The organism is Paraburkholderia phenazinium, from assembly GCF_900141745.1.
GTDB lineage: Bacteria > Pseudomonadota > Gammaproteobacteria > Burkholderiales > Burkholderiaceae > Paraburkholderia > Paraburkholderia phenazinium_B.
On sequence record NZ_FSRM01000001.1, the window covers coordinates 4064701 to 4086579 of the forward strand.

Annotated in this window: 22 protein-coding genes; 17 read left to right on the top strand and 5 right to left on the bottom strand. The window is 62.4% G+C overall.

The window, feature by feature from the left end:
* Positions 1-49: 49 nt before the first annotated feature.
* The 4 genes from BUS06_RS18215 to BUS06_RS18230 form a co-directional block, all read right to left on the bottom strand.
* A complete protein-coding gene (locus tag BUS06_RS18215) occupies positions 50-1012 on the bottom strand; it encodes an ABC transporter substrate-binding protein (protein ID WP_074265530.1) in 963 nt (320 codons plus the stop codon).
* Positions 1013-1202: 190 nt separating this feature from the next.
* On the bottom strand, positions 1203-2216 hold the full coding sequence (locus BUS06_RS18220; RefSeq protein ID WP_074265531.1) for an ABC transporter permease: 1014 nt from the start codon (positions 2214-2216) through the stop codon (positions 1203-1205).
* Positions 2197-3684 (bottom strand): sugar ABC transporter ATP-binding protein, encoded by a 1488-nt coding sequence (locus tag BUS06_RS18225; RefSeq protein WP_074265532.1) that lies wholly within the window; start codon positions 3682-3684, stop codon positions 2197-2199. Before BUS06_RS18225 ends, BUS06_RS18220 begins: the two co-directional genes overlap by 20 nt.
* A 3-nt stretch (positions 3685-3687) precedes the next feature.
* Positions 3688-4728: a LacI family DNA-binding transcriptional regulator gene (locus BUS06_RS18230; protein ID WP_143787617.1), complete on the bottom strand. Its 1041-nt coding sequence runs from the start codon at positions 4726-4728 to the stop codon at positions 3688-3690.
* A 235-nt stretch (positions 4729-4963) separates the two neighbouring features.
* Here BUS06_RS18230 and BUS06_RS18235 point away from each other — a divergent pair, with 235 nt between their 5' ends.
* From BUS06_RS18235 to ureG, 17 genes are all read left to right on the top strand, one after another.
* A complete protein-coding gene (locus BUS06_RS18235; RefSeq protein WP_074265534.1) occupies positions 4964-5617 on the top strand; it encodes a protein-L-isoaspartate O-methyltransferase family protein in 654 nt (217 codons plus the stop codon).
* A gap of 13 nt (positions 5618-5630) precedes the next feature.
* Positions 5631-5954, top strand: a complete 324-nt coding sequence (locus BUS06_RS18240) for a rhodanese-like domain-containing protein (protein WP_074265535.1) — start codon at positions 5631-5633, stop codon at positions 5952-5954.
* 176 nt (positions 5955-6130) lie between these two features.
* Positions 6131-6631, top strand: coding sequence for a DUF2844 domain-containing protein (locus BUS06_RS18245; protein ID WP_074265536.1), 501 nt, complete (start codon positions 6131-6133; stop codon positions 6629-6631).
* Between the two features lie 31 nt (positions 6632-6662).
* Positions 6663-7991: a DUF3443 family protein gene (locus BUS06_RS18250; protein ID WP_074265537.1), complete on the top strand. Its 1329-nt coding sequence runs from the start codon at positions 6663-6665 to the stop codon at positions 7989-7991.
* Positions 7992-8395: 404 nt separating this feature from the next.
* A complete protein-coding gene (gene urtA, locus BUS06_RS18260; RefSeq protein WP_074265539.1) occupies positions 8396-9694 on the top strand; it encodes an urea ABC transporter substrate-binding protein in 1299 nt (432 codons plus the stop codon).
* A gap of 61 nt (positions 9695-9755) precedes the next feature.
* A complete protein-coding gene (gene urtB / locus BUS06_RS18265; protein WP_074265540.1) occupies positions 9756-11381 on the top strand; it encodes an urea ABC transporter permease subunit UrtB in 1626 nt (541 codons plus the stop codon).
* A 1-nt stretch (position 11382) separates the two neighbouring features.
* Positions 11383-12567 (top strand): urea ABC transporter permease subunit UrtC, encoded by a 1185-nt coding sequence (gene urtC, locus BUS06_RS18270; protein WP_074265541.1) that lies wholly within the window; start codon positions 11383-11385, stop codon positions 12565-12567.
* Positions 12564-13427: an urea ABC transporter ATP-binding protein UrtD gene (urtD, locus tag BUS06_RS18275; RefSeq protein ID WP_074265542.1), complete on the top strand. Its 864-nt coding sequence runs from the start codon at positions 12564-12566 to the stop codon at positions 13425-13427. The genes urtC and urtD overlap by 4 nt, the downstream gene beginning before the upstream one ends.
* Positions 13428-13485: 58 nt before the next feature.
* Positions 13486-14178, top strand: a complete 693-nt coding sequence (gene urtE / locus BUS06_RS18280; RefSeq protein ID WP_074265543.1) for an urea ABC transporter ATP-binding subunit UrtE — start codon at positions 13486-13488, stop codon at positions 14176-14178.
* A 253-nt stretch (positions 14179-14431) separates the two neighbouring features.
* Positions 14432-15313, top strand: coding sequence for an urease accessory protein UreD (locus BUS06_RS18285; RefSeq protein ID WP_074265544.1), 882 nt, complete (start codon positions 14432-14434; stop codon positions 15311-15313).
* A gap of 316 nt (positions 15314-15629) precedes the next feature.
* Positions 15630-16433: a transporter substrate-binding domain-containing protein gene (locus BUS06_RS18290; RefSeq protein ID WP_074265545.1), complete on the top strand. Its 804-nt coding sequence runs from the start codon at positions 15630-15632 to the stop codon at positions 16431-16433.
* 158 nt (positions 16434-16591) lie between these two features.
* Entirely contained in the window at positions 16592-16894 is a 303-nt protein-coding gene (ureA, locus tag BUS06_RS18295) for an urease subunit gamma (protein ID WP_074266173.1), read from the top strand.
* A gap of 18 nt (positions 16895-16912) precedes the next feature.
* Entirely contained in the window at positions 16913-17218 is a 306-nt protein-coding gene (locus tag BUS06_RS18300) for an urease subunit beta (RefSeq protein ID WP_074265546.1), read from the top strand.
* Positions 17219-17285: 67 nt separating this feature from the next.
* A complete protein-coding gene (gene ureC / locus BUS06_RS18305) occupies positions 17286-18992 on the top strand; it encodes an urease subunit alpha (protein ID WP_074265547.1) in 1707 nt (568 codons plus the stop codon).
* Positions 18993-18994: 2 nt separating this feature from the next.
* Positions 18995-19708 carry an urease accessory protein UreE gene (gene ureE / locus BUS06_RS18310; RefSeq protein ID WP_074265548.1) on the top strand — a complete coding sequence of 238 codons (714 nt, stop codon included), beginning with the start codon at positions 18995-18997 and terminating at the stop codon, positions 19706-19708.
* Complete coding sequence (locus BUS06_RS18315) at positions 19695-20375, top strand: urease accessory protein UreF (protein ID WP_074265549.1); 681 nt, start codon at positions 19695-19697, stop codon at positions 20373-20375. Before ureE ends, BUS06_RS18315 begins: the two co-directional genes overlap by 14 nt.
* Before the next feature lie 12 nt (positions 20376-20387).
* Positions 20388-21035 (top strand): urease accessory protein UreG, encoded by a 648-nt coding sequence (gene ureG, locus BUS06_RS18320; RefSeq protein WP_074265550.1) that lies wholly within the window; start codon positions 20388-20390, stop codon positions 21033-21035.
* 33 nt (positions 21036-21068) lie between these two features.
* Here the strand turns inward: ureG and BUS06_RS18325 are convergent, their stop codons facing one another.
* Positions 21069-21818, bottom strand: a complete 750-nt coding sequence (locus BUS06_RS18325; protein ID WP_074266174.1) for a Fic family protein — start codon at positions 21816-21818, stop codon at positions 21069-21071.
* Positions 21819-21879: the final 61 nt, after the last annotated feature.

The following is a 21879-nucleotide window of genomic DNA, read 5'->3' on the forward strand; positions in this document are numbered from 1 at the left end:
CCTCGGTCAAAGGTTGGACCGCGCGCCACCGGACGCGCGGCCCAACCTGTTAGAACGGTGAATCCGGGAAGTAGTAGTCCTTCGCGTTGTCCTTCGTGACCAGCACCGACGGGATGATCGTCTTCGGCGGCAGCGTCTGGCCCTTCAGACGGGCCTCGGCGGTCAACTTGATTGCGTCGTAGATGAACTTCGGCGAGTACGTGACGTCCGCGTTGATGATCTTGTCGCCGTCCATCACGCGCTTGATCATCTCCTTCGATCCGGCGCCGCCCAGCACTTCCTTGATGTCCGTGCGCTTCGCCTGATCGATGGCCTTAAGCACGCCCACCGACATGTCGTCATCCGCAGACCAGACCGCGTCGATATGCTTGAAGCGCGTCAGATAATCCTGCATGACCTTGAACGCGTCGTCGCGATTCCAGTTGGCGTATTTCGCGTCGAGCACCTTCACGCCAGGACACGCCTTCAGCGCTTCGGTGAACGCGCTATAGCGTTCGTTATCGAGCGTGGTCGGAATGCCGCGCAACGCGACGATGTCGCCCTTGCCGTTCAGCGATTTGCAGAAGTACTCGCCAGCGAGCCTGCCGAAGGCCGTGTTGTCGCCCGCTACGTACGCGTCCTGTGCGCTGGTGTCGGTCAGGCCGCGATCCACCACCGTCACGTAGATGCCTTTTTTCTTCACCTGCGCTACCGGCTGCGTCAACGAAGCCGATTCATGCGGGAAGATCACCAGTGCGTTGATCTTGTTGACGGTGACCATGTCCTGCAACTGGTTGGCCTGCTCCGGCGCGCTTGCCGAGGTTTTGAGGATCACCTTGAGGTCGGGGTGTGCCTTCTCCATGTCCTCCTTCGCCTTGTTTGCCCACCAGTCGATGCCGCCGGTGAAGCCGTGATCGGCCGTCGGTATCGCCACGCCCAGAATGACCTTGTCGTCGGCACGCGCTGCACCCGCGGCCCCCAATATTCCCAACGCCAGCACGCCGGCGCTGATCGCTCGAATGACCTGCTTCATGTTGTGTCTCCTATGTCGACCGGAGTCGGTGTCTGAACGCCTGCTCTGGTCTCATCACGGTTGTTGATCTATGAGGCACTTTCGTGCGCCTCGGTTTCCTGCACTGCTTCGGCTGTGCTGCCCTTCGTATGCCCGTGCTGCCCCTGCTGCTATCGTGCCGAACCACCCTCACTGCCTGCCACACCGCCGCTTATCGCCGCCCGCGCTGCAAAAATGCCACGACGATAATCACCGCCCCCTGCACCGCCGCGTTCAGGTACACGCTGATGATGCTGGTGAGATTCAGAATGTTTGCGATCACCGACAGCAGGATCGCCCCGATCACCGTGCCGATCACACGTCCCTCGCCGCCTTTAAGCGCGGTACCGCCGACCACCACTGCCGCGATCGCCTCCAGTTCCCACAAGATCCCGGTCGTCGGCGTAGCCGAACCAAGGCGTGGCACGTAGAGCACCGTCGCAACGCCCACGCAGATGCCAAGCAGTACGTAGGTAATGATCTTGACGGTATCGACGCGAATCGCGGCATAGCGCGCGACCTGTTCGTTCGAGCCAATCGCCTGCACATGCCGGCCGAATGCCGTGCGGTTCAGGATCAGCGTGCCGCCCGCCGCCACCACGAGAAACACCCAGATGGGAACGGGCACGCCGAGCAGACTCGCGTAATACACGGGACTGTAGAGATCGGTCAGCGAATTGTTGAGCGTGAGCGCACCGCCGTCGGCAAGCCAGGTGAGCACTGCACGAAAAATACCAAGCGTGCCCAGCGTGACGATGAATGGCTCGATACGCCCTTTGGTAATCAACAGACCATGCGCCCAGCCGAACAATCCACCCAACACGAACGCCAGCACGATGCCGATCGCGATGATCATGAGCGGCGCGAACGTATGCCCGCCGACACCCGCCGACAGGCCGTTCATCAGCCAGATCATGCTGCCGGCGATCAATGCGGCCATCGACCCCACCGACAGATCGATGCCACCCGAGATGATCACGAAGGTCTCGCCGACCGCGATGATGCCGATGAACGACGTACGCGTAAGCACGTTCATCAGGTTGTCGACGGTGGCGAAATCGCGATTGAGCAAGGTGCCGGTGACGCACAGCACGATGAGTCCAACGAGCGGTCCCAGCCCGTACAGATGATGCGCGAGACGCATGGCTCGGCCGGATTGTGCGGCTTCAGTGGGTGCCGGTCGCATGAGCGATCAACTCCTCTTCGGTCAGGTGGTCGAGATCGAGCGTGGCCTGTAGCCGGCCCGTGCGCATCACGGCGACGCGATGGCACAGGCCGATCAGCTCGATCAGTTCGGATGAAATGACGATCACCGCGCGCCCTTGCGACGCAAGCCGGTGAATCAGGAAATAGATGTCGCGCTTCGAGCCGACATCGACGCCGCGGGTCGGCTCGTCGAGCACCACTACGTTCGGGTTCGGCTGCAGGTACTTGGCAAGTGCGAGCTTCTGCTGGTTACCGCCCGATAGCATGCGGGCGCGGCTCGACAGATCGCCAGTGCGAATACCGAAGTCGCTCACCGCCTGCTTGAGGGCTGCGCGCCCCGCTTTCAGATCGAGCAGCGGATGCGTGTATTGCTCGAGCGTCATCAGGGTGAGGTTGTCCTGCAGGTTCAGATTGACGTGCAGCGCCTTGCCTTTGCGGTCTTCGCTCAGGTAGGTGAGCCCGTTACGCATCGCATCGAGCGGCTTTTTGATCTGCACGGCGTGGCCGCCAATCTCGATGCACCCAGCAAGGCGGCGGCGCAGGCCGAGGATCGCCTCGAAGGCCTCCGTACGACCCGCGCCGACGAGGCCCGCAAAACCGAGCACCTCGCCCGCGCGAACCTCGAAGCTCAGGTCTTCGACCCAATCGGGTACAACGAGGCCTTCGACTTTCAGGGCGATTGCAGCGTCTGCAGAGACCGGCACTTTGTCCGGAAACATATCGGAGAGATCGCGCCCAACCATCAGATTGGCCATCTGTTGCCGTGCGAGTCCTGCGGTTTCCCCGCGTGCAACGAAACGACCGTCGCGCATCACGATCACCTCGTCGGTGATGTGCTCAACTTCGTCGAGCTTGTGCGAGATGTAGATGATGGTGACGCCATCAGCCTTCAGCTTCGTCATCAGCGCAAACAGGCGCTCGGTTTCGGATGGCGTCAGCGTGGCGGTCGGCTCATCCATGATCAACAGGCGCGCCTTGCGCGACAGCGCCTTGGCGATCTCCACCATCTGCTTTTCGGCGACGATCAGATCGCGCACCTTGGTGTCCGGCGCCTTTTTCAAGCCGACCTGCGCGAGATGCCGCACTGCCTCCGCGCGCATCGCGGCGTCGTCAAGCAGCCAGCCGCGGCGCTTTTCGTGGCCCAGATACATGTTCTGCGCGATCGTCAGATGCTCCGCCAGGTTGAACTCCTGGTGAATCAGCACGATGCCGGCGGCTTCGGCCTCGCGCGAGCTGGCAAACTGCTGCGCCGCGCCGTCGATCAGCAAGGTGCCCGTGGTGGCCGCCTCATACCCGGCGAGGATTTTCATCAGCGTCGATTTGCCCGCACCGTTCTCGCCAAGCAGCCCGTAGATGCGGCCAGGCGTCAGCTCGAAACTCACCCCATGCAGCACGCGCACCGGGCCGAAGTCTTTGCGGATGTCGTCGAAGCGTACGGCGAGACTCATGGCTCAGGCACTCCCGCGAATCACGAGCCGGTGCGGCAACAGCACACCGGGCACGTTTGCCAGGGGATTCGCCAGACGCTGCAGCAACAGGCGTGCAGCGGTTTCGCCGAGCTCGCGCATCGGCTGGGCGATCGTGGTCAGCGGCGGGTCGATCTGCGCGGCGAGCGAGATATCGTCGAAACCGATCACGGCGACGTCGTCCGGCACACGCTTGCCGACGCTGCGCAGACCGTGAATCACGCCGATCGCGAGCGTGTCCGACACCGCGAAGATCGCGCTCGGCGCGTCGCGTTGCGCCATCAGCATCGCTGCGGCGGACGCACCCGCTTCGTAGTCGAGGCTGTTCAGATTCATGCGCCAACGTTCGTCCGGCGTGATGCCGGCGTCGCGCAATGCGTCGAGGTAGCCTTGCTGGCGCTGCCGCGCGTAAAGGTAAGCGACGTCGGAGTTGATCAGGCCGATCCGCCGATGCCCCTGCGCCAGCAGATGCCGCACGGCGTCGCCGGCGGCCCGGTAGTTGTCGATGCCGACATACGGCACGCCGACCGCCGGATCGAACTCGCAGCACGCGACCCACGGCAGCGCGCCGGACTCTTCGGCGAGCGCCTGCTGCACCGTGGCCGGGTCCAGGCAGATCGCGCCGTCGGCGCGACGCCGCCGCAGCAGGTCGAAGTAGCTGCGCTCGCGGCCCGGGTCGGCGCCCGTGTCGCATAGCAGCATGAAATAGCCGTGCTGACGCGCGACGCTGTCGATGCCGCGCACGATTTCCGCATAAAACGGATTGCCGACGTCCGGCACCATGGTCAGCAGCAGCCGGCTCTCGGCGGTGCGCAGGTTGCGGGCTAGCTCGTTGACGCGGTAGCCGCTCGCGTCCACTGCTGCCAGCACCTTGTCGCGCGTGGCGGGACGTACGTTGGCGTGGCCGTTCAATACCCGCGAAACCGTCGCCACCGACACCCCCGCCTGCTCCGCAACGCCCGCAATGGAGATGCCCTCGGACGATGGAGGTGCGGTTCGGGGCGCGTTGGTCTCTGATTGCGGCAGTCGGGACACAGTTTTTTGTCGCGAAAATGTAATCGATTACATTTTTGGGCGATGGAGCAAGGAATCGCAAGGTCTGTCTCGTAGGGATTAACACGGGCCGGGTTGGCACCAGGTTGCTATCGGATCGCCGTGCAGCCTGCTGTCCGGGAAACGGGTTTCGCCCCTGGTTTGGTACAATTCCGCAGTTGTCCCGAACCCCCACAGGTCGCACCTAAACCGAACCGCCGAACCCACCATGAATATCGAACAAGCGCGTTTCAACATGATCGAACAGCAGATCCGCCCCTGGGAAGTGCTCGACCAGGACGTGCTGAATCTGCTCTCGATCGTCAAGCGTGAGAATTTCGTCCCCACGGTCTATCGCGAACTGGCCTTCGTCGACTTCGAAGTGCCGCTGCCAGCTGGCCAGCACATGCTGGCACCGCGCGTCGAAGCGCGCGTGCTGCAGGAACTGGCCGTGAAGAAGCACGAAAGCGTGCTGGAAATCGGTGCTGGCTCGGGTTATATGGCGGCGTTGCTCGCCCACCGCGCACAGCACGTGCTGACCGTGGATATCGAACCGGAAATCGCTGAACTGGCCAAGGCCAACCTGGCCGCCAATGGTGTCCTGAATGCCGAAGTCGCGACCGGCGACGCCGCGCGCGGCTGGCCCGCAGCGGCACCGTATGACGTGATCTGCGTGTCGGGCGGCCTGCCGGTCCTGCCGCAGGAGATCCTCGAGCATCTGAAGATTGGCGGCCGTCTGGCTGCGTTCGTCGGCACCGCGCCGGTCATGAAGGCGCAGATCATCACGCGCATCGACGAAAAGCAATATCGGATTGCCGACGTGTTCGAAACGTATGTCGAGCCGCTGATCAACGCCGTGCAGCCGCCGCGTTTCAAGTTCTAAGGGTGTACCGCTGATGCAAAACCTGACCGCTCCCGCTCTGGCCGAATGGCTTGCCGATCAATCGCGTCCCGCGCCCGTGCTGCTCGACGTGCGCGAGCCGTGGGAAATCCAGACAGCGTCGATCGCCGGCGCCGTGTCGATCCCGATGCGTGAGATTCCGGCACGCAGCGAAGAGCTCGATGACGATGCGCAGATTGTCTGCGTGTGCCACCACGGCGCACGTAGCGCGCAGGTCGCGATGTTTCTCGAATCGCGCGGGCATAAAAACGTGTTCAATCTGCAAGGCGGGATCGACGCGTGGTCGAGACAGGTTGATCCGGCCGTGCCCACTTATTGAAATTGAAGAGTACGAAGCCAGCTTATCTATGAGCCACCCATGCGGTGGCTTTTTTTCGTCCATTTCGCGCGTCGCTATCCCGTAGCGATACTTCACGTCACAGATTAGGAAGTTTCCAGCGGCTCGACCTGCTCGTTGAAGGCAACATGCTCCGACTCAATTTCCGGAGCAGTCTGATGAGATTCGTGAAGATCGCGCTGGCCGCAGCAACGCTGCTGCCGCTCACCTCCCACGCCGTGCTCGGGGGCGCCCCCGCAGCGGGGTCATCCGCTCCCGTGTCGCTGCATGCCACCCGGCAGGCTGCATCGTCCGCTGCATCCACAGCGTCCGCTTTATCTGCTTCCGTAGCGACGCCCGCCTACTCCACCTCAGCCTATTCCGTGTACGAGTCGCGCGATGCCGACGGCATCACCGTGCGCGAGTATGTGCTGCCGAGCAACGTCGTCTTCGCGCTCACGTGGCAAGGCCCGGTGCGACCCGACATGAAAGCGCTGCTCGGCAACTACTTCCCCCACTTCGTCTCCGCGGGCGAAGAACGTTTGCGCGGCACAGGCGCGCTGATCCAGCACAACGGCGAGCTTCAGATCGAGTCGGCGGGACGCCCAGGACATTTCTTCGGCACCGCCTACCTCCCCCGCCTCATGCCCGCCGATCTCCGCGCAAACAACCTGCAGTAACGCGCCGCCGCCTTCCCGGAACACCATCAAAATGAAGACCTTCAGCCACACCCTCGGCGTCGCGCTACTGAGCGCCAGCGTCGTCCTCTCCGCATGCGGCGGAGGCTCCGGAGAGAGCAGCACGAACAGCGGCATCAACTGGCCGGCCTCGGCAAGCTGGCCGGTGACGCCCACGCCGCCGTCTCCGCCCGTCGACACCAGCAACTCGGTGCCGATCGTCGTGGATCCCTCGATGGACGCCGTCAACCAGCCCTCCGTCACGGTCACGCTGTGCCCGGCCGGTGCCCCCAACAACAGTCAGTGCGTGACGGTGACGAATATGCTCGTCGATACCGGCTCGGTCGGCGTGCGGGTTGCCAGCAGCGCGCTGAGCCCTGCGTTGAACGCCCAGTTGCTGACGCAGGTCGGCGCCACCGACGACAAGGTCGGCTCGGCGCCAATCGTTCAATGCGCGCTGTTCGCGTCCGGCTTCACATGGGGGCCCATCAAGCGTGCCGATGTCATCCTGGGCAACAAGAAGGCGAGCAACATCCCCATCCAGGTGATCGGCGACGGCGGGTACACCGCGCCCGATGACTGCACCTCCCGTGGCGGCCCAGACCTCGGCCCGCTCCTCGGCGCCAACGGCAACCGTGCCTTCAATGGAATCGTTGGCATCGGCCATTTCGTGCGTGACAGTTCGCTCGCGGCAAAGTCGGTGATTCCGGCGGGCTACTACTATTGCCCGACCACGGACTCATGCACCGGCACGCGCGTACCGCTCACCAGGCAGGTCATGAACCCGGTTGCAGGTTTGGCTACCAATAACAACGGCACCGTCATCCGCCTGCCCGCGTTGCCCGCGGGAGGACAGGTCCGGGTGACGGGACAGTTGATATTCGGTGTCGGCACGCAGGCGAACAACGCGCTGCCGGCCAACGCGAACATCTTGCAGGTGGATGGCAACGGCCTTTTTACGACCCAGTACCAAGGCCGCGCGATCATCAACAGCGCGATTGACAGCGGCACCAACGGCTACGCCTTCTCGGACGCCACGATCCCGACCACGGGCGAGTGGTACACGCCACCGAGCGACCAGGCGCTGTCGGCAACCATGGCGTCCACTAACGGGACCGGCAACCCTGTCATGGTGCAGTTCTCGATCGGCAACGCGACCAACATGATGGGAAGCGGCTACGCTGCCTATGACAATCTCGGCATGTACCTGGCCAGCCTGCCGGTCTACGACGTCTCCACCAACAACATGTTGTCCGAAGAGGGCTTCCTCTGGGGCCTGCCATTCTTCTACGGCCGAAGCGTCTATACCGTGCTCGAAAACGCCAGGGTAGGGACGCAAGCGGGGCCGTTCGTAGCGTTCTAGGTTTCAGACGCGCCGCGTCATTCGTGCATGCAGGAGGCTGGCACCGCAAGGTGGCCAGCCTTTTTCATTTGCGAGCGGTGCGCCGCCCTCATGCACAAAGGCGCGGCGGCGATGCACCTTGGCCGCTCGCTGGCGGCCAGGCACGCTTCGTTGCAGCGCGACGCGCACCGCAACGAGGCGAGGCATCAGCGCATGCACCACATTTGCGCCCATCCGGCATACCGGCCGCCGATCGATCGGGACAGTGCCTACCGCACCGCAGCGCCCCGTGCGCGACGCACAGGTCACTCTTACCGCTTGGCACGTGCCTTGCAGTAGTTGTCTGGCAAGCCATGCCGGACAGCCTCGATGGCTGGAATCGACGCCCATAAAACATTCATTCAACCAAAGGCAAGGGGTAGCAAATGAAACGTCGCAATCTGTTAAAGCTCGGGTCAATGTCTGGCGCATTGGCACTCGCAGGCCAGAGTCCGTTTGCTAACGCGCAGTCCGACAGCGGGCCGATCAAGGTCGGCATCTTGCACTCCTTGTCGGGCACGATGGCGATCTCGGAAACCTCTCTGAAAGACACCGCGTTGATGACCATTTCGGACATCAACAAAAACGGTGGCGTAATGGGCCGGCAGATCGAGCCGGTAGTGGTGGACCCGGCGTCGAACTGGCCGCTGTTCGCCGAGAAGGCACGCCAGCTCATCACCCAGGACAAGTGCGCGGTGGTATTCGGCTGCTGGACCTCGGTGTCGCGCAAGTCGGTGCTGCCGGTGTTCGAGGAACTCAACGGCCTGCTCTTCTACCCCGTGCAGTACGAAGGCGAAGAAATGTCGCGCAACGTGTTCTACACGGGTGCAGCACCGAACCAGCAGGCGATACCTGCTACCGAATACCTGATGAGCGCCGAAGGCGGCGGGGCCAAACGTTTCTTCCTGCTCGGTACCGACTATGTATATCCACGCACGACCAACAAGATCCTGCGCGCGTTCCTGCAATCGAAAGGAGTCCAGGACGCCGATATTCAGGAAGTCTACACACCGTTCGGCCATAGCGACTATCAGACCATCGTCGCCAACATCAAGACTTTCTCGCAGGGCGGCAAGACCGCGGTAATCTCGACCGTCAACGGCGACTCGAATGTGCCGTTCTACAAGGAACTGGGCAACCAGGGCCTGAAAGCGACGGACGTGCCGGTAGTGGCGTTCTCGGTGGGCGAAGAAGAACTGCGCGGTATCGACACGAAGCCGCTGGTGGGCAACCTCGCTGCATGGAACTACTTCATGTCGCTGCGCGATCCCGAGAACACCAAGTTCAAGGCGATGTTCGCCAAATGGGTCAAGGACAACAATCTGCCGGGCGGCGACAAGCGCGTCACCAACGACCCGATGGAAGCGACCTTCGTCGGTATCCATATGTGGAAGCAGGCGGTCGAAAAGGCCAAGAGCACCGATGTCGACAAGGTGCGCGTGGCGATGATCGGCCAGACCTTCAATGCACCGTCCGGCTTCGTGCTCACGATGGACGGCAACCACCACCTGCACAAGCCGGTGATGATCGGCGAAGTACGTGCCGACGGTCAGTTCAACGTGGTGTGGCGCACCAAAACGGCGATTCGTGCGCAGCCGTGGAGTCCGTATATCGCCGGCAACGCGGGCAAGCCGGATGTCGTCAGTTCGATCCCGGCATTCCTGCGCCGCTCGCGGGTTGCGTGATGTAACGGAGGGCGCGTGCAACTCGCGCCCGCCTGATCCAATTGCACTATCAAAGGGCATCATGGCGTTTTCCATTCTGAGGCTCACACGGCGCGGTATCGGCAAGCTCGGCATCGCGCTCATCATCATTGCTCCGCTCACAGCTTTCGCGCTGGCCCCAGCCGATATCGCCCCGCTCGCCGGCGACGACTTCGATGCCAAGTCCGCGGCCATCGACAAACTGATCGCCGCTCACGACGCGCCTTCCCAGGCACTGCTGAAAGCCCTGTCCGAAGACAACGCGCTCACGACCGACTCCGGTGAAGTGCTGATCCAGGACGGCGACGCGACCAAAGATGCGATCACTGGCAAGACGGTCACGGCAACCGACGCACAACCGGTAACGCTGAATAACCTGCTGCGCTCGAAAGTCTCAGGCGCGCTGTCCGGCTCGCAACTCGACTCACCCGATCTGGAAACGCGCCGCACGGCCATCAACGCGCTGCTGCAAAACCCCGATCCTTCGATGAAGCCGCTGATCGATGCGCAACGCGCGAAGGAAACCGATCCGGATCTGAAGAAGAAACTCGACACACTGTGGGCCATGACGGCGCTGCACAACAGCGATCCGGCCACGCGCCTCGAAGCGGTGCAACTCGTGGCAGCGCGTCACGATCTCGACATGAACGAACTGTTGCGGCCGCTCGTCGCGAAGAAGCCGGACGGTACGTTTGCAGAGAGCGACGACCGCGTGCGCGCCGCCGCGCAGGCCGGCATCGACGAGCTCGATGCGATCCAGCGCCGCAGCGCAATCGCCGGCACGTTGTTCGCGGGCCTGTCGCTCGGCAGCGTGCTGCTGCTTGCGGCGCTCGGGCTTGCTATCACATACGGGCTGATCGGCGTCATCAACATGGCGCACGGTGAGTTCCTGATGATCGGCGCGTATGCAACTTACGTCGTGCAGAACCTGTTCCAGCGCTACGCGCCGGGCGCTTTCGACTGGTATCCACTGCTCGCCGTGCCCGCCTCGTTCGTCGCCGCAGCGGTGGTAGGCATGGTGCTCGAGCGGCTTGTTCTGAAGCACCTGTATGGCCGCCCGCTCGAAACACTGCTGACTACGTTTGGCGTCAGCCTGATCCTGATCCAGGCCACCCGGATGATCTTCGGCGCGCAGAACGTGCAGGTGAGCAACCCGGCATGGATGAGCGGCGGCGTCACAGTGCTGCCGAGCCTGATCCTGCCGTACAACCGGCTCGCCATCCTGGCGTTTTCGCTGATCGTGGTCGGCATCGCCTGGGCGGTGCTGACGAAGACGCGTCTTGGCCTCTTCGTACGGGCCGTCACACAGAATCGCCGCATGGCGGCGTGCGTGGGCGTGAAGACCGCACGGGTCGACTCATACGCATTTGCCTTCGGTGCGGGCATTGCAGGACTGGGCGGCTGCGCGCTGTCGCAGATCGGCAATGTCGGACCGGATCTGGGCCAGAGCTACATCATCGATTCATTCATGGCGGTGGTGCTGGGCGGTGTCGGGCAGCTCGCCGGTACGGTGATCGGCGGCTTCGGGCTCGGCCTCATCAGCAAGGCGATCGAACCGTTCTGGGGCGCCGTGCTCGCCAAAATTGCGGTGCTCGTCCTGATCGTGCTGTTCATCCAGAAGCGGCCGCAGGGCATGTTCGCCCTCAAGGGCCGCAGCGCGGAGGCATGAGATGACATCTGCAACCTCCCCTGCTTCGGTCACGCCCCCCGGCACCGCGCCGGGCACCGGGCGCTCCACGCAAAGCGGCTTTGCGCTCGGCCTGCCGCCGCGTCCGGCGCTGCTTACGCGGCCTGCGTGGATCGCGCTGATTGCGCTGATCATCGCGATCGGTCTTGGCGTGCCGCTCTCGGCGCTGGTACTGCCCGAAACGAGCGCTTTCCACCTGTCCGCGTACATGATGACGCTGATGGGCAAGTTCATGTGCTACGCGATCGGCGCACTGGCGCTGGATCTCGTGTGGGGATACTGCGGCATCCTAAGCTTGGGCCACGCCCTGTTCTTTGCGCTGGGCGGCTACGCGATCGGCATGTACCTGATGCGCTCGATCGGCCATCAGGGTGTCTATCAGAGCGATCTGCCCGACTTCATGGTGTTCCTTAACTGGCACGCGCTGCCGTGGTACTGGGAGGGCACGCAGCATCTCTGGTACGCGCTGCTGCTAGTGGTGCTGGTACCGGCCGTGATTGCGTGGGTGTTTGGTTTCTTCACGTTCCGCTCGCGGGTGAAGGGCGTGTATCTCTCGATCATCACGCAGGCCATGACATTTGCCGCGATGCTGCTGTTTTACCGCAACGAGACCGGCTTTGGCGGCAACAACGGCTTCACGGATTTCAAGCGGATCGGCAACTTTCCTATCACCCATCCGGGCACGCGCACAGCGCTCTTCCTGATCACATTTGCCGTGCTGGTGCTGGCGTTTCTGGGTGCGCGAGCGATTGTGACCTCGAAACTCGGACGCGTCGTGACCGGCGTGCGCGATGGCGAGACACGACTGATGTTCCTTGGCTACAGCCCACTTGGCTACAAGCTGTTTATCTGGACCGTCTCGGCGATCCTGTGCGGGATTGCAGGGGCGTTGTACGTACCGCAGGTGGGGATTATCAATCCGGGTGAGATGTCGCCGGGCAACTCGATCGAGATGGCGATCTGGGTGGCGGTGGGTGGACGCGGCACGTTGATCGGACCGATCATCGGTGCATTTGCGGTGAATGGAGCGAAGAGCTTTTTTACGGCGAACTTCCCTGAATACTGGCTGTTCTTTCTGGGCCTGATTTTCGTGCTGGTGCCGCTGCTGCTGCCACACGGGATCATGGGCCTGATCGACATGGCGATGCACCGGAGGAAGCGCTCATGAACGAAAACCCGATGGTGCCGGACCTGGCATTGCCGGAGGAGCCGGCCGAACACTCGCTGAGCGGCGTGGCGGATTTCGGGCGGGTGGTGACACCGGGCGAGATCGATGTATCGCACGGGACGATTCTCTATCTTGAGGACGTGACGGTCAGCTTCGACGGCTTTCGGGCGCTGAATGCGTTGACGCTATCGATTGATGTCGGCGAATTGCGCTGCATCATCGGACCGAACGGCGCCGGCAAGACGACGATGATGGATGTGATTACTGGAAAGACTGAGCCCGATTCCGGCAAGGTGTTTTTGGGGCAAACGATCGACCTGACGCGAATGAATGAGCCTTCGATTGCGCGCGCGGGAATTGGACGCAAGTTTCAGAAGCCGACGGTGTTTGAGCAGCATCCGGTGTGGGAGAACCTTGAACTGGCGATGAAGGCTGACAAGGGGTGGTGGGCTTCGTTGCGAGCACGGCTTGACCGGAATGCGCAGGCGCGAATCGAGGAAACGCTGGAACTCATTCATCTGGAGAGTGAAGCTCGCAGGCTCGCTGGGGAGCTTTCGCATGGGCAGAAGCAGCGGCTCGAGATTGGGATGTTGCTTATGCAGCAACCGGCGCTACTTCTGCTTGATGAGCCAGCGGCTGGGATGACTGATGACGAGACTATGCAGTTGGCTGAGCTTCTTAATCGTCTTCGTGGGACTTGTTCCATGATGGTGGTTGAGCATGATATGGAATTCGTGGCTGCTCTTTCTGGCGAGGCGGGGAAAGTGACTGTTATGGCCGAAGGGCGCGTTCTCGCCCATGGCACGCTTGATGAGGTCAAGAAGGATGAGACTGTGATCGAGTCTTATCTGGGGAGGTGAAGTTTGTCCACCGCGGGCCCCCGAAGCTAAGAAAGCACAGAAAGAGGAACGGAGCAAAATGCTAGAAGTAGAAAACCTGAACCAGTACTACGGCGGCAGCCACATCCTCCGAGATGTAAAGCTAACGGTGCCAGACGGCAAACTCACGGTACTACTGGGCCGCAACGGCGTGGGCAAAACCACGCTCCTGCGTTGCCTGATGGGCGTCGTCCCAACCCGCAGTGGCGCGATCGCCTGGCGCGGCACGCCACTCACCAAACTTCCAACCTACGCCCGTGTCGCGAATGGCCTCGCCTACGTCCCTCAGGGACGCGATATCTTCCCGCGCCTGACCGTCGAAGAAAACCTGATGGTAGGCGCCGCCAGCAAACAGGCACCGTCGAAAATCCCCGATCGCATCTACGAACTGTTTCCCGTCCTCAAAGATATGCGCAGCCGCCGCGGTGGCGACCTGTCCGGTGGTCAGCAGCAACAACTCGCTATCGGCCGCGCCCTCATGAGCGAGCCGCAACTGCTCATCCTCGATGAACCCACCGAAGGCATCCAACCGTCGATCATCCAGGACATCGGCCGCACCCTGCGTCAACTCGTCGAGGAAATGGGCCTTACCGTGCTGCTCGTCGAGCAGTACTACGACTTCGCCAAAGCCATCGCCGATCGATACTGGGTCATGAGCCGCGGTGAAATCGTCGCCGGCGGTGAAGGCGCCGACATGGACGCCAACGGTGTGCGCGAACTCATCGCAGTCTGAATGTTGACGGGCCACCGGGACTGGAACGCCTCATCTGCCAGCGTACGCGAGCTATCTCCGAGTGACGGCCAAAGACATGCAGAAGCACAGGCGTCCCGTGCGGCGAACGGCCCATGCTATCCTCGCCGCATCCATCCGGCGCGCTCATGTCGCTGCGAACCGGGTCACGTAGATCGCTCAGATCGTGCGTTGCCTGGCGTCGACGAGCAGCCGCCGGGCAGTCGCCACGCAAAGTCCAACTACATCGACCCGCATGTCGCTTCACGAAAACCATGCCACGCTCGCCTCGGCGGATTCCGCCGCGCACACCCAGTGGCAAGCTCGCCTCGAACTCGGCTTCGCCAGACACGCTGAACGCACGACGCTCGTCCATCGCCTGCACGATGGTCCGTTACGCGTCCAACGCCCCCTCTATCCCGAAGGCCACGCGATCTGCCACGCGGTGATCGTGCATCCTCCGGGCGGTGTCGCCGGTGGCGATCAGCTTCACATCGACGTAGCGCTTGGGGCGAGCACACATGCAGTGCTCACGACTCCCGGCGCCACCAAGTGGTACAAGTCCAACGATCGCGCGGCGCGGCAGCAGATTGATGTGCGCGTGGGCGCGAACGCCAGACTCGACTGGCTGCCGCAGAACAACATCGTCTTCGATCACGCCAACGCGACCCTCGACTTCACGCTGTCGATGGCCGAAGGCGCCACCGCGCTCGGCTGGGACGCCACGCAACTCGGCCGCCAGGCCGCCGGCGAACGATGGTCGGCGGGCACGCTACGCGCGGTCTCGCGCATCGTCGGCCCAGACGGCCAATTGCTGTGGCTTGAGCGCGCCAATCTCGCCGCCACCGATCCGCTGCGCGATGCCCCTCAAGGCCTCGCGGGATTCCCCGCCTACGGCACGTTGTGGGCCGTAGGGCCCGCTTGCGACGACACGCTCGCCGAACAGCTAACCGGGCAACTCCCGTTCACCGACACGCTACGCGCTGCCGCCTCGTGCGTAACTCCAGGCGTGGTACTTGTACGGGCCGTGGCGCGGTCAATGGAATCGCTGCAACGCGCGCTAACGCAATGCTGGCTACAGCTGCGCCCGATCGTTCACGGCGTCGAAGCGGTACCGCTGCGGATCTGGACGACCTGAGAGAGCGAAACAAACCAAACGTGCGCTGGTGCAATGCTGGCCGGATCTGCGCCGAATTAAACGCGGCGTAGATAAAGGAACAGTACGAGCCTGCACAACCTGAGCGGACCCGTTCAGGGGCGATGCAAGCAGACTAAAGCACACAGCATTAGCACCATCGCAGCGCATCGAAAAGCCCCACCAAGGTGCATCACCTGTAGAACCTCCCCGCCCATCCCCGCTGCACCGCATTGGCACACACCTTGCTCGCCAAACCCCTCACGATGCCCCCGCACCCGACGGAGGCCACCCGCTTTGCCCACCACCGCTGACCAACATGACCGAACTGTCTTCCCGCCAGTCACGCCGCACGTGGCTCGCCGCCCTGCTGCTCTCACCGATCCTTGCGTTGACAACGCCAGCAGCCCACGCTGACGCCCTCGACAACATCACCAAATCCGGTGTCCTAAAGGTCGCGGTCCCCGAGGACTATCCGCCGTTCGGCTCAGTCGGCCCCGACATGCAGCCGCAAGGCTATGACATCGACACAGCAGCCGTGCTCGCCAAGTCGATGAACGTCAAACTGCAACTCGTGCCGGTTAACAGCGCAAACCGTATCCCGTACCTTCAGACCGGCAAGGTCGACCTGGTGATCTCATCGCTCGGCAAGACGCCCGATCGCGAGAAGGTAATCGACTTCTCCACCGCCTACGCCCCTTACTACCAGGGCGTGTTCGGCCCCGCCGACATCAAGGTCAGCAGCCCCGCCGATCTCACCGGCATCACGGTCGGCGCGACGCGCGGCGCGCTCGAAGAAATCGCCCTCACGCAGATGGCGCCGAACGCCACCATCAAACGCTTCGAAGACAACAACGCCACCATCGCCGCCTTCCTGTCCGGCCAGGTGCAACTGATCGCTGCGGGCAATATCGTGGCCGCCGCGATCAATGCGAAGAATCCGCCGCGCCGTCCAGAACCTAAGTTCGTTATAAAGGATTCACCATGCTTCGTCGGCATGAATAAAAATGAAAGCCGGTTGCAGGAGAAGGTCAACGCCGCTATCGCCCAAGCCAAGGCCGACGGCACGTTCGACGCCATGTCGAAGAAGTGGTTCGGCGCGCCCTTGCCGAAGACGCTGTAATAAATCTGTTAGTTAGCCTTGATATCTTTGTAAGCTGATCTGGCGTTAAGCTTGTCGCGGTTTGTAGCGTACCCCTCAAGCGTTCGCGACAACGCGCGACCCCGATGGCATCCGACGCCTGTCCCGGCTGGGACGGGCGCAACCCAACCAGACATCCGATGAAGCTGACACCCCGCGAGAAGGACAAGCTGCTGATCTTCACGGCCGCGCTACTGGCCGAACGTCGCCGCGCACGCGGCCTCAAACTGAATTACCCGGAGGCGATCGCATTCATCTCGGCAGCGCTGATGGAAGCGGCTCGCGATGGCAAGACAGTCGCCGAAGTCATGCACTACGGCACCACGCTGCTCACGCGCGACGACGTGATGGAAGGCGTACCGGAGATGATTCCGGACATTCAGGTCGAAGCCACTTTCCCCGACGGCACGAAGCTCGTGACCGTCCACCATCCGATTCCCTGACCCGCCCCGGAGCCCCTGATGATTCCCGGCGAACTTCTCACCGACGACGGTGAGCACGAACTCAATGCGGGCCGCGCAACGGTCTCGGTCACGGTGTCGAACACCGGTGACCGTCCCGTGCAAATTGGTTCGCACTACCATTTTTATGAAGTGAATCCAGCGCTGTCGTTCGACCGCGAGGTGGCACGCGGCTTCCGTCTGAACATTGCAGCGGGTACCGCCGTGCGTTTCGAGCCCGGCCAGGAGCGCACGGTCGAGCTGGTCGAACTGGCGGGCAACCGCGTCGTCTACGGCTTCAACGGCAAGGTGATGGGACCGCTCTGACGCGTGGCATGAGCCCCGTCGTCGAACGTCACGAATACCCGCCCTGCCCTTTTCCGGACTTCACATCATGACATTACGTATTGGCCGCCGCGCGTACGCGGAAATGTTCGGCCCCACGACCGGCGATCGCGTGCGACTTGCCGACACCGAATTGCTGATCGAAATCGAGCGCGACTACACCACCTACGGCGAAGAAGTGAAATTCGGCGGCGGCAAGGTGATTCGCGACGGCATGGGCCAGTCGCAGCGCGTCGCGGCCGATGTCGTCGATACGGTCGTCACCAACGCGGTGATCCTCGATCACTGGGGCATCGTGAAGGCCGATATCGGCATCAAGAACGGCCGTATTGCCGCGATTGGCAAAGCGGGTAATCCCGACATCCAGCCGGGCGTGACGATTCCGATTGGTGCGGCCACCGAGGTGATCGCCGGCGAAGGCCTGATCGTAACGGCGGGCGGCATCGATACACACATCCACTTCATCAGCCCGCAGCAGATCGACGAAGCGCTGGCAAGCGGCGTGACGACGATGATCGGCGGCGGCACGGGTCCGGCTACCGGCACCAATGCCACCACCTGCACGCCTGGACCGTGGCACCTCGAACGCATGCTGCAGGCCGCCGATGGCTATCCGATGAATCTCGGCTTTCTCGGCAAGGGCAACGTGAGCCTGCCGGAGCCGGCCACCGAGCAGATCGCCGCGGGCGCGATCGGCCTGAAGCTGCACGAGGACTGGGGCTCGACGCCCGCGGCCATCGACAACTGCCTGTCCGTTGCCGACGACACCGACACCCAGGTCGCGATCCACACCGATACGCTGAACGAAGCAGGCTTCGTCGAAGCGACCGTGGCCGCGTTCAAGGGCCGCACGATCCACACGTATCACACCGAAGGCGCGGGCGGCGGCCACGCACCGGACATCATCAAGGTCTGCGGCGAGGCGAACGTGCTGCCGTCGTCGACCAATCCGACCCGCCCGTACACAGTCAATACGCTCGACGAGCACCTCGACATGCTGATGGTGTGCCACCACCTGGACCCGTCGATTGCAGAGGACATCGCGTTTGCCGAATCGCGGATTCGTCGCGAGACGATTGCCGCCGAAGACATCCTGCACGACCTTGGCGCGCTGTCGATGCTGTCTTCCGATTCGCAAGCGATGGGCCGCGTGGGCGAAGTGATCATCCGCACGTGGCAGACCGCGCACAAGATGAAGGTGCAACGCGGTGCGCTGCCGGAAGATAACGCTCGCGCCGACAACTTCCGCGCCAAACGCTATGTGGCGAAATACACGATCAATCCGGCTATCACGCATGGTATTGCGCACGAAGTCGGCTCGATAGAACCGGGCAAGTGGGCTGATCTGGTGTTCTGGGAACCGGCGTTTTTCGGCATCAAGCCGTCGCTGATTCTCAAGGGCGGCATGATCGCGATGGCGCAGATGGGCGATCCGAACGCGTCGATCCCGACGCCGCAGCCGGTGCACTACCGCGACATGTTCGCCACACGCGGAGGCGCTTTGGCGCGTACCTCGCTGACCTTCGTGTCGCAGATGGGCGCGGATGCGGGCATCGCCGAGCGGTATGGTTTGACCAAGCGTATCGTGCCGGTGAAGAACTGCCGCAACATCAGCAAGGCCGACATGATTCACAACGCGTGGCGTCCGGCCATCAGCGTCGATCCGGAAACGTATCAGGTGATCGCGGACGGCCAGTTGCTGACCTGCGAACCGGCCACCGTGCTGCCGATGGCGCAACGTTACTTCCTGTTCTAATCATGCGCACTATCGACAAACTGATCGATCCGAAGATCAAGCTCGCAGCGGTGCTGGTCAAGCGTGCACCGACGCTGACGCTCGACTTCGATGCGCGTCGCAAGAGCCGTCTGGCGGCGACGCTTGATAATGGCAAAGAGGTGGCGCTAGTGTTGCCGCGTGGCACGGTGCTGCGCGATGGTGACGTGCTGGTCGCGCAGGATGGTGCGCTGGTGCGGGTGGTCGCGGCGCCTGAGGCCGTTTTGATGGTCACCGCGCGGGATGCGCTGACGCTTACGCGCGCGGCTTATCACCTTGGCAACCGGCATACGCCGGTTGAAGTTGGGGCCGATTATCTGAAGCTCGAATATGATCGGGTGCTCGCTGATATGCTCAAGCGGATCGGCGCGATGGTCGAGCAGGTGACGTTGCCGTTTCAGCCGGAGTCCGGCGCTTATGGCGGTGGGCATAAGCATGGACATGACGAGACGTTTGCCGAGGACTATGCGCTGGCGCAGCAGGTTTACGGCGAGCATCATGGGCATGATCACAGCCATGGACATGACCATGGTCACGCGCACGATCACGGCACCGGGCATGCGCACGCACATGGCGAGAATCACAGCCACGAACATGATCATGATCATGATCACGAGCACGGTCACAGCCACGACCACACCGACTGCGACGCGTCCTGCGACCACGATCACGACCACACCAAACATGCGCATCGCTGAACTCACAGCCTTGCTGCATCTCGCATCGCCGGCGTTGCCGATCGGTGCGTTCAGCTATTCGCAGGGACTCGAAGCGGCCATCGAAGCGCAATTCATCACCGACGCCGATAGCGCCCGCGACTGGATCGCCAGTGGCCTCACTGAAGTCCTGGGGCTCGGCGAGCTACCGTTTCTCGCGCATCAGATTGAACGCTGGCATGCCCATGACGCGGCGGGCCTCGCCCTCGCCAACAGCGAATTCCTCGCAAGCCGCGAATCCGCGGAACTGCGCCGCGAAACCGAGCAAATGGGCTGGTCGCTGCGGCAGTTGTGCGTCTCGCTCGAATGGGGCGATGCGGAGCGCCGCACGACGCTCGCGGCACTCACACCGTTGGCACAACCGACAGCCTTTGCATTTGCTGCCTTCGCCCACGACGTCTCCGCAGACGCCGCGCTCGCCGCGTACGCATTCAGCTGGGTCGAGAACCAGGCCGCAGCCGCACTGAAGGCCGTCCCACTTGGGCAACTCGCAGGACAACGCATCATCGTGGCGCTGCGTGCGCCGATAGACGCTGCCGTCCAGCGCGCACTCGCCACAACTCCCGACGACATCAACACCTTCGCGCCGCAGCTGGGCATTTTGTCGGCGCGTCACGAGTCGCAATACTCGCGGCTCTTCCGCTCATAGAAAAGATCGATCATGAAAGCACCTCAGCACCACACCGCTCATCGCACCAAGAAACTGCCGCCGCTGCGCGTAGGCGTCGGCGGCCCGGTCGGCTCCGGCAAGACCACGCTGCTCGAAATGCTCTGCAAGGCGATGCGCGACCGCTACGACCTCGTCGCCATTACCAACGACATCTATACGAAGGAAGACCAGCGTCTGCTGACGGTAGCGGGCGCGTTGCCGGCCGAACGGATCATGGGCGTGGAAACGGGCGGCTGCCCGCACACCGCGATCCGCGAAGACGCCTCGATCAACCTGGAAGCGGTCGATCGCATGCTGACGCGCTTTCCCGATGCGGACATCGTGTTCATCGAATCGGGCGGCGACAATCTGGCGGCGACGTTTAGCCCCGAGTTGTCGGACCTGACGATCTACGTGATCGACGTCGCCGGTGGCGAGAAGATTCCGCGTAAAGGCGGCCCGGGAATTACGAAGTCGGACATTCTGGTGATCAACAAGACGGACCTCGCACCGATGGTCGGCGCGAACCTCGACGTAATGGCGTCCGATGCGAAGAAAATGCGCGGCGAGCGGCCGTTCGTGATGTGCAATCTGAAGAAGCTCGATGGCCTCGATGAAGTGATCGCGTTTATCGAGAAGAAGGGGTTGCTGACGGTTTGATCTGCCGCGCGCATCGCAACGCGGCCCGCCTCATCAAGTTTCCGGATGGCATTCCGCCAGGAATGCCATCATCTCCGTCGCGTTCTTCGACGTATAAAAACCCACCATCTTTTCGTTGAATTCGCCGGCGCGCTGAGCCGGTACGCTGATAGCATCAATGCCGTTCGACATCAGCACGCCGTTCATCATGAAGCGCGACGTGCGCTTGTTGCCGTCAAAGAAGAACTGTTGCAACGCTCCGAAGAGAAAAAAGGCGCAACCTCGCTCGAAGACGTTGTCGACCTGATCGACGAGTGCGGTTGTGCCAGCAGCAAAGACGCGATTCAGTTCAGGAGCACCAGCAATGGTAGCCAACGGCGTATAGCGTCCCTTCTCGCCCAACGCTACATCCGGCGTGTAATGGGTTTCCTCTCCCTCGCCCCGAAACACGCCCCACTCGAGCGCTTCGTTCCGCGCAACGATGCGATGCAAGTCGCAGAACGTCGCCTTGTCGAGTGTGAACCGCTCACGCTGAACGAGCGCAAGCAGGTACTTCGAACTGTCCGCGAGGTTCAGGATTTGCTCCTGATCCGAGATCTTCCGGCCACCCACAGTCACGCCATCAAGCAACGTCTTGACCTCGGGAAACGTAAAGGGATTACCTTCGAGCACGCTCGCATCCCAGACGAATTCGGGCAGCATCCGATGAAAGCGGAAGGAAACGCGTTTGATCGAATGGATCGGCAGATCTCGTGGAACCGCGGTGCGGTCCCAGTGAAAGCCGAGGTCAGTGAAAAGCGTCATAGGCGGATTATCGGAAAAACGTTGGGTCTCGCGAGAAAACAAGCGGCACTTCCTGCTCTTC

Coding starts and splice junctions, on each gene's coding strand:
- BUS06_RS18250 (WP_074265537.1), top strand. CDS start 6,663: ATGAAGACCTTCAGCCACACCCTCGGCGTCGCGCTACTGAGCGCCAGC.
- BUS06_RS18325 (WP_074266174.1), bottom strand. CDS start 21,818: ATGACGCTTTTCACTGACCTCGGCTTTCACTGGGACCGCACCGCGGTT.
- BUS06_RS18220 (WP_074265531.1), bottom strand. CDS start 2,216: ATGCGACCGGCACCCACTGAAGCCGCACAATCCGGCCGAGCCATGCGT.
- urtB (WP_074265540.1), top strand. CDS start 9,756: ATGGCGTTTTCCATTCTGAGGCTCACACGGCGCGGTATCGGCAAGCTC.
- BUS06_RS18235 (WP_074265534.1), top strand. CDS start 4,964: ATGAATATCGAACAAGCGCGTTTCAACATGATCGAACAGCAGATCCGC.
- urtC (WP_074265541.1), top strand. CDS start 11,383: ATGACATCTGCAACCTCCCCTGCTTCGGTCACGCCCCCCGGCACCGCG.
- urtD (WP_074265542.1), top strand. CDS start 12,564: ATGAACGAAAACCCGATGGTGCCGGACCTGGCATTGCCGGAGGAGCCG.
- ureC (WP_074265547.1), top strand. CDS start 17,286: ATGACATTACGTATTGGCCGCCGCGCGTACGCGGAAATGTTCGGCCCC.
- BUS06_RS18240 (WP_074265535.1), top strand. CDS start 5,631: ATGCAAAACCTGACCGCTCCCGCTCTGGCCGAATGGCTTGCCGATCAA.
- BUS06_RS18315 (WP_074265549.1), top strand. CDS start 19,695: ATGCGCATCGCTGAACTCACAGCCTTGCTGCATCTCGCATCGCCGGCG.
- ureG (WP_074265550.1), top strand. CDS start 20,388: ATGAAAGCACCTCAGCACCACACCGCTCATCGCACCAAGAAACTGCCG.
- BUS06_RS18290 (WP_074265545.1), top strand. CDS start 15,630: ATGACCGAACTGTCTTCCCGCCAGTCACGCCGCACGTGGCTCGCCGCC.
- ureE (WP_074265548.1), top strand. CDS start 18,995: ATGCGCACTATCGACAAACTGATCGATCCGAAGATCAAGCTCGCAGCG.
- BUS06_RS18215 (WP_074265530.1), bottom strand. CDS start 1,012: ATGAAGCAGGTCATTCGAGCGATCAGCGCCGGCGTGCTGGCGTTGGGA.
- BUS06_RS18245 (WP_074265536.1), top strand. CDS start 6,131: ATGAGATTCGTGAAGATCGCGCTGGCCGCAGCAACGCTGCTGCCGCTC.
- BUS06_RS18300 (WP_074265546.1), top strand. CDS start 16,913: ATGATTCCCGGCGAACTTCTCACCGACGACGGTGAGCACGAACTCAAT.
- ureA (WP_074266173.1), top strand. CDS start 16,592: ATGAAGCTGACACCCCGCGAGAAGGACAAGCTGCTGATCTTCACGGCC.
- BUS06_RS18225 (WP_074265532.1), bottom strand. CDS start 3,684: ATGAGTCTCGCCGTACGCTTCGACGACATCCGCAAAGACTTCGGCCCG.
- BUS06_RS18285 (WP_074265544.1), top strand. CDS start 14,432: ATGTCGCTTCACGAAAACCATGCCACGCTCGCCTCGGCGGATTCCGCC.
- urtA (WP_074265539.1), top strand. CDS start 8,396: ATGAAACGTCGCAATCTGTTAAAGCTCGGGTCAATGTCTGGCGCATTG.
- urtE (WP_074265543.1), top strand. CDS start 13,486: ATGCTAGAAGTAGAAAACCTGAACCAGTACTACGGCGGCAGCCACATC.